The organism is Calothrix sp. CBUCES-K 9914 (genome assembly GCF_059640475.1).
This window is the reverse complement of the sequence record NZ_JBXXZH010000098.1, coordinates 24,013-31,290: the sequence shown is the minus strand read 5'-3', so window position 1 is coordinate 31,290 and position 7,278 is coordinate 24,013. Positions and strand designations below refer to the sequence as shown.

The following is a 7,278-nucleotide window of genomic DNA, read 5'->3' as shown; positions in this document are numbered from 1 at the left end:
AGTAACGGTTTGATTTACAATAACTGATCCCCCCTAACCCCCCTTAATAAGGGGGGAATAAGAGGTGCTTTTAGCCGAGCTTAATAACAGGGGAATAAGAGGTGCTTTTAGCCCCCCTTATTAAGGGGGGTTGGGGGATCTTACTCTATTCCTTTTAGTATTAGATTCACAGTTACATAAATAGGAAATAAATATCATGACTATTGCATTAGAACGTCCCAAGAAAAAAACACGTTCAGCAGAAATTCGTGAACAGCTTGGATATCCCATTATTGATACTGATGTACATACCCAAGAATTTCCCCCAGCATTTTTAGATTATCTAGAACAAGTAGCAGGCGCCGCAATTGTAGAAAAGTTCCAAGAACACTTACCAGGTTCATCGCGTTCCAAATGGTTTAGTCAGACTTGGGAAGAACGACGAGCTTATAGAACAACACGTCCTCCTTTCTGGACTCGTCCTACAAACGATGCTTTAAATTTAGCAACTATTAGCTTACCCAAATTACTACACGAGCGCTTACAAGAAGCAGGTACAGACTTTGCTGTTGTGTACCCAAACTTAGCAACAATGGCGCCACATATTGGTCATCCAGATATGCGACGTGCAGTATGTCGCGCGGCTAATACATACCATGCTGAAATTTTCCGTCCTTACGCTGACCGCTTAACACCAATTGCTTCTATTCCAATGCATACTCCTACTGAAGCGATAGAAGAATTGGAATATGCAGTCAAAGTATTAGGACTAAAAGCAATTCAAATACCCGGTCATGTCCGGCGCCCAATTCCTGCTTTTGAGAAATATGGTGAGGAAGTCGCGAATGAAGCAATTTGGATTGATACATTTGGTTTAGATAGCAAATACGACTATGACCCATTCTGGGCAAAATGTGTAGAACTCAAAGTTGTACCTACCACACATTCTAGTGGTATGGGTTGGATAAATCGCCGCTCGATTTCCAACTACCAATATAATCATATTGGTCACTTTGCCTCTGCTGGTGAAGCATTGTGCAAATCTTTATTTTTTGGTGGAGTTACTCATCGTTTTCCCACATTAAAATTTGCTTTCTTAGAAGGTGGTTCTGCATGGGGCGCCAGTTTGTATGCTGATTTAGTATGGCACTGGTATACACGCAATGAAGACCATATGTTAGAACATAACGACCCTAGCAAAATTAATCGTGAAGAACTTCTAGAGTACTACGTTCGTTACGGTGGTGAACAAGTCAACGGTCGTTTAGACGAACTAGGAAGTGGTTTAGGATTCCATGCTAACTTGTTATCTCCTCCAGACCCAGGTGAACAAGATGAATTTGCCCTTGCAGGAGTTAAAATTCCCGAAGACGTGCGCGCGCGCTTCTTAAATCATTTCTACTTTGGTACAGAATCAGATGATACCCGTGTCGCTCATGCATTTAACCGCAAAGCAAACCCCTATGGCGACCGTGTAAAAGCATTCTTAGGTTCAGACTCAGGTCATTGGGATGTTCCAGATATTACTGCTGTCACCGCAAATTCCTACTCATTTGTTGAACGTGGCATATTGAACGAAGAAGACCTCCGCTACTTCTTATCTATTCACCCAATGGAGTTATACACCAGTCTCAACCGTGACTTCTTCAAAGGTACATCTGTAGAAAAAGCAGCTGAGGAATACCTGGCCAATAATAAAAATTAAATAATTTCAAAACACTCTTGTGGAGCGGGCATCCCTGCCCGCCCATACATAAACAGGCAAGGATGCCTGTTCCACAAGATTTTTCCACAATAATCAAGGTAAACTACTATGACCATTGCATTAGAACGTCCAATCCAAAAAAGCAAATCTGCTCAAATTCGTGAACAACTGGGTTATCCTATCATTGATACTGATGTACATACCCAAGAATTTGAACCAGCAGTATTAGATTATTTAGAGCAAGTAGCAGGAAGCGCAATAGTAGAACGCTTCAAAGAACATTTACCAGGCGCCTCACGTTTCAAATGGTATAAACAAACATGGGAAGAACGGTTTGCGTATCGTAGCAACCGTCCTAACTGGTGGGGGCGCCCAACTAAAAACACTTTGAATTTAGCTACTATTAGCTTGCCCAAGTTACTTCATGAAAGACTTCAAGAAGCAGGTACAGATTTTGCCGTCGTGTATCCTAACTTGGCAACAATGGCACCGAACATTGGTAATGAAGAAATGCGACGTGCAGTATGTCGTGCGTTGAATATCTACCATGCTGATATATTCCGCCCATATGCAGACCGCATTACACCAATTGCAGCAATTCCAATGCACACTCCTACTGAAGCAATAGAAGAATTGGAATATGCAGTAAATGTACTAGGGTTAAAAGCAATTCAGATACCTGGTTATGTTCGGCGCCCAATTCCTGCTTTTGAAAAGTATGGTAAAGAAGTAGCAAACGAGGTAGTTTGGATTGATAACTTTGGCTTAGACAGCAAATATGATTATGACCCATTCTGGGCGAAGTGCGTAGAACTCAAAGTAGTTCCTACCACCCACGCATCAAGTCAAGGTTGGACAACTCAACGCTCAGTTACGAATGCTCAGTATAATCATATTAACCACTTTGCCTTTGCAGCAGAAGCGCTGTGCAAATCTTTGTTCTTTGGTGGTGTGACTCGACGCTTCCCCAATTTAAAATTTGCCTTTATGGAAGGTGGTTCTGCTTGGGGCGCCAGTTTGTATGCTGATATAATTTGGCATTGGGAAACCCGCAACAAAGAGCATTTATTAACTCACAACAACCCTGCCATCGTAGATAAAGAAGAACTCAAAGAGCTTTATACTCGTTATGGTGGTGAACTAGTGCATGGTCGCTTAGATCAACTTGGTGATGGTTTAGGATTTCATAGTAAACATTTTGCACCTGAAGACCCAGGAGAGTTAGACGAATTTGCTGATGCTGGTATTGAGAAACCAGAGGATGTGCGCGACCGTTTTTTAAATCATTTCTATTTTGGTACAGAATCAGATGATACTCGCGTGTCTCAAGCTTTTAACCGCGCGGCATTACCTTTTGGCGACCGTGTAAAAGCTTTCTTGGGTTCTGATGCTGGTCATTGGGATGTGCCTGATATTACAAGCGTTACCGCTAATGCTTACAATATGGTAGAACGAGAGATTATTAGCGAAGAAGATTTACGCTACTTCTTATCAATTCATCCATTGGAATTGTATACAAGTCTTAATCGTGATTTCTTTAAAGGTACGGTGGTTGAGAAAAAAGCTGAAGAATATTTGATAAATGTTGGTCGATAAATAACCAGTATTGATCCCCCCCAACCCCCCTTAATAAGGGGGGGCTAGAAACTCTATTTTTTTCCTTTAATAAGGGTGACTATAAACCTTCTTGTTTCCCCCTTATTAAGCTACGGTGTATAGACATCTTTATAATTTTCCTTAATATCTCACCTTTGTGTCTTTGTGGTTTATTCTTTTTATGAACCACAAAGGCACAAAGAACACGAAGAAAGAGAAGAAAAGTGACTTTTAGAGACTTGTGTATACACAGTAGGGGGCTAGGGAGGATAAATTACTAATTTGACATCTGATGATAAAATGTTGGAGTTCCAATGGTTACAACTATTCCTAATTACGACCCGACTTTATTTCAAGGCGCCGCTTGGTACTACGCGCGCTACCGAGCAAAGTATCCTCAAGCCTTATTTGATTTATTAGCTGATGTCTTTAACCTTGATGGTACAGAAAGATTACTCGACCTAGGCTGTGGCGCCGGACTAGTGGCTATTCCTTTTCATAACCGCTTTGCCGAAGTGGTAGCGCTTGACCCAGATGCAGATATGCTCACTGAAGCGCAAGAGCAAGCTGTAAATGCTGGCGCCACTAATATTCGTTGGATTCATGACCGTGCAGAATCTCTAACTGAGGATTTGGGCAAGTTTAAATTAGTAACAATGGGACGTTCGTTTCATTGGATGCAGCGAGAGCTTGTATTATCCAAACTTGATTCTTTAATAAATAACGATGGCGGTATTGTTATTATCAAAACAAACGAGAATACTTGGGAGAGCCAACACCCTTGGAAACAAACTGCTATTGCCGTTGTTAAACGCTGGTTAGGTGATAGGCGCCGCACAGGTAAAGGTGGAGAAGGAGATTGGAAACCATTAGAAATACCTCATGAAACTGTTTTAGCAAAGTCTTCTTTTTCCAATATTACGTCCTACGAAGTTAAATTTGAGCAATCTTGGACGATTGATTCATATTTAGGCTACCTTTATTCAACCGCATTTGCTTTACCATCTTTCTTCGGCAACAACCGCGAAAAATTTGAGGGAGATTTAAAAGCCTCTTTATTAGCAGTGGAACCATCTGGACAGTTTAGTGAGGTGTTACCAGTTACAGCTTTGGTCGCTACAAGATAAATTTCTACAAAAACTATACTATTTAAACAAATGTTCTGTAAATTAAAGTCTGATAATTTTGCAATATTTCGCCGCTTCACCCTATTTTTGGCGCCAGGATTATTAGCTTTAACAACTTCCTTGACGTTGGTTAGTTGCGCTCCTACAACCCAAAAATCAGAAACTTCATCTTCTGTTAATGCAAATGTACTAAATACTCAAACGAGTGGTATCAAAACTAAGGTACTTCGGATGGGGTATCAACAAGCAGGTGATTTAGTTAGAATTACAAAAGTTCTAGAAAAACGTTTAGAACCTCTGGGTGTAAAGGTCGAGTGGGCACAGTTTGCTCAAGGGCCCCAGTTAATGGAAGCCATGAATGTTGGTAAAATCGATTTGGGTTCTGTTGGTGAAACTCCCCCTATTTTCGCACAAGCAGCAGGCGCTAGAATCGTATACGTTGTTGGTTCGCGACGTGATGAAAATAGTGGTAGAGGAAGCGCTATAGGTGTCCCACCAGATTCCCCCATTAAAAACATAAAAGACATAAAAGGTCAAAGAGTCTTCTTTCAAAAAGCTTCTGCATCTCACTATTTTCTGCTTAGAGCTTTAGAAGATGTAGGTTTGAACAAAGACGACATTCAAAAGGTGAGTTTACCTACCGTAGAATCTAACGCTGCATTTCTACAAGGAAAAATTCCTGTTTGGGTGACTAACGACCCATACCTAGCTCTAGCAGAAAAAGAAAATAAAATTAGAGTCCTCAAAACAGCCGAAGGACTAGACTCACCAGGTGGATATTATATTGGCGGCAAGCAGTTTGCAATTGAGAATCCAGAATTACTGCGAGTAGTTATTGAAGAAATAGATAAAATTCAACGTTGGGCAGAAGCGAATCCCAAAGATGCTGCACAGCTAATTGTACCATTTCAGAAACTACCGCTCGATATCATGGAGACAGTTGTAAAGCGCCGTACCCTTGGGTTAAGACCTATTACCCCAGATTTAATCAAAGAACAGCAAAAAGTTGCAGATTACTTCTACAAAAATGGTGTAATTCCTCAATCTGTAAATATCCAAGAAGCAACGCTTACACCAGAACAATACGCTGCAATTACTCCTCCATCAATTAGTCAAAAATAGTACCTATTTATTACTTAAAAAGGAATCATAAATTATGTCTAACAATTGGTATGAATGGCATGACCTCTACAATACTGACGCAAGACTACAGCAACGACTACAAATAGTTCGCGAATATATTTGGAATGCTATTGATGCATCTCCACGAGGAAAAATTCGAGTAGTTAGTGCTTGTGCAGGTGATGGACGAGATTTACTTGGAACTTTAGCTAGTCATCCTCGTAAATCTGATATACATGGGCGCCTCGTTGAATTAAATCCAGAACTTGCCCAACAGGGACGAGATAAAATTGAATCAGCAGGTTTGTCACAACAGCTTGAATTTATAAATGGCGACGCTACAAACTCTTCTAGTTATATAGGCGCCGTACCAGCAGATATTATAATTGTTTGTGGCATATTCGGTAACTTAGCGGACGAAGCAGAACTTAAGCGCTTAATTGGAAACCTTCCAAAACTTGCTAAAAAAGGCTCGTTTGCAATTTGGACGCGTGGTCATTCTGATGGTATCGCTCACTCTGAAACTGTTCGCAAAGTCTTCCGTGAAGCCGAATTTGAAGAAGTAAATTTCCGACTCACTCTAACAGGAGATATGGGAGTAGGAATTCATCGCTATCTTGGAGAAGGACTACCTTTACCTCAAAATCAACAGCTATTTGTATTTTCTGGGGCGCCGGATAAATATAGAGCTACTAGCACTGTATAAAACATCTTGTAATATCTTCTTGTAATATTTTGTGGAATGGGCATCCTTGCCATTGGCGTCAAGTTCAGAAAAATGGAACCTTGTCAAGCGTGGCGCCAGATATGGTTAAACTCAACACAGGGTGCGAGAAAAGCTATGAGTAAACCACGCAAAAAACCAGGCAATCCAGACTTTCGTCATCGCTCTTCGGTGCTGGCACCGAAGAGTGAAGAAATAGAAGCACGACTTTTTGAACTAGTGAGTCCAGGTGCGTTCACAACCCTTAAAGGATTAAAAGACAAGGAGCGCAGCTTGCGTTCAAGAATATTAACCCTACCCGTAATGGCAGCAATAGTACTAACTATAGTGTATCGGCAAGTACAGCACTTAACGGACGTATTACGTGTACTGGAATTTGAAGGTTTGATGTGGGTTGAGGCAACAAAAATAAGCCGACAAGCGTTATCTCAGCGCCTCAATACTTTACCTGCTGATTTATTTAAGGTGTTATTTGAACAAGTGGTACAGCAAATCGCAGCTAAAAACCGGACTATTGAAGATGCGTTTTTACTTACAAAACGTTTACTTGGTTTGTCGTATCTTTGGGTTGGTGGAGTAAACGGCATAAAAATGCTTTCTCTATGCAACTTGGATTTTTTATACCGTACTTAATGATTTATGCGCTGATGTCGCCATTGCTTTACAGCAGCCATTGGAACAAATTTCAACAGAAATGGTTTTCCGCAGTTTATATTTTTTTAACCCTTCGGGTGCGCCAGTTCCCTACGGCGCTCAACCCGCCTACAGGACTGGCTTACCGCGCGCAACTGCGAAATCCAGAGTTACAACTTATACCTTGGCTCGTGAAGAATCATCGCTCAATGGGTCTTATTAAAGCTGTGCGAAGGCGACACAGGAATAATGCCCAAAGGTCTCTTGACATATGGGCGCCAGCCTTAACTTGACGCCAATGGCATCCTTGCCCGCTACTATTGGTCTACCTTATTAATTTTATAGTATCTCTTTACCATAGAGACACAGAGATAAGAGAGTTGTAATTTGCG

Annotated in this window: 5 protein-coding genes and 1 pseudogene; all 6 read left to right on the top strand. The window is 41.1% G+C overall.

Going from position 1 to position 7,278, the window contains the following annotated elements; genetic code table 11:
• Positions 1-196: 196 nt before the first annotated feature.
• The 6 genes and pseudogenes from AC2JBO_RS21575 (at position 197) to AC2JBO_RS21550 (ending at position 7,179) form a co-directional block, all read left to right on the top strand.
• Complete coding sequence (locus AC2JBO_RS21575) at positions 197-1,684, top strand: amidohydrolase family protein (protein WP_496955706.1); 1,488 nt, start codon at positions 197-199, stop codon at positions 1,682-1,684.
• Between the two features lie 108 nt (positions 1,685-1,792).
• Entirely contained in the window at positions 1,793-3,280 is a 1,488-nt protein-coding gene (locus tag AC2JBO_RS21570) for an amidohydrolase family protein (RefSeq protein ID WP_496955705.1), read from the top strand.
• Positions 3,281-3,594: 314 nt separating this feature from the next.
• A complete protein-coding gene (locus AC2JBO_RS21565) occupies positions 3,595-4,407 on the top strand; it encodes a class I SAM-dependent methyltransferase (protein WP_496955704.1) in 813 nt (270 codons plus the stop codon).
• A 30-nt stretch (positions 4,408-4,437) separates the two neighbouring features.
• The gene (locus tag AC2JBO_RS21560; protein ID WP_496955703.1) at positions 4,438-5,529 is read left to right on the top strand and encodes an aliphatic sulfonate ABC transporter substrate-binding protein; all 1,092 of its coding nucleotides are present in this window, start codon (positions 4,438-4,440) and stop codon (positions 5,527-5,529) included.
• Between the two features lie 34 nt (positions 5,530-5,563).
• Positions 5,564-6,235 carry a class I SAM-dependent methyltransferase family protein gene (locus AC2JBO_RS21555; protein ID WP_496955702.1) on the top strand — a complete coding sequence of 224 codons (672 nt, stop codon included), beginning with the start codon at positions 5,564-5,566 and terminating at the stop codon, positions 6,233-6,235.
• A 135-nt stretch (positions 6,236-6,370) separates the two neighbouring features.
• A pseudogene (locus tag AC2JBO_RS21550) lies at positions 6,371-7,179 on the top strand (hypothetical protein).
• Positions 7,180-7,278 lie beyond the last annotated feature (99 nt).

Excerpts from the sequence above, each read along its gene's own strand:
- AC2JBO_RS21575 (WP_496955706.1), top strand. The coding sequence starts at position 197 with ATGACTATTGCATTAGAACGTCCCAAGAAAAAAACACGTTCAGCAGAA.
- AC2JBO_RS21570 (WP_496955705.1), top strand. The coding sequence starts at position 1,793 with ATGACCATTGCATTAGAACGTCCAATCCAAAAAAGCAAATCTGCTCAA.
- AC2JBO_RS21565 (WP_496955704.1), top strand. The coding sequence starts at position 3,595 with ATGGTTACAACTATTCCTAATTACGACCCGACTTTATTTCAAGGCGCC.
- AC2JBO_RS21560 (WP_496955703.1), top strand. The coding sequence starts at position 4,438 with ATGTTCTGTAAATTAAAGTCTGATAATTTTGCAATATTTCGCCGCTTC.
- AC2JBO_RS21555 (WP_496955702.1), top strand. The coding sequence starts at position 5,564 with ATGTCTAACAATTGGTATGAATGGCATGACCTCTACAATACTGACGCA.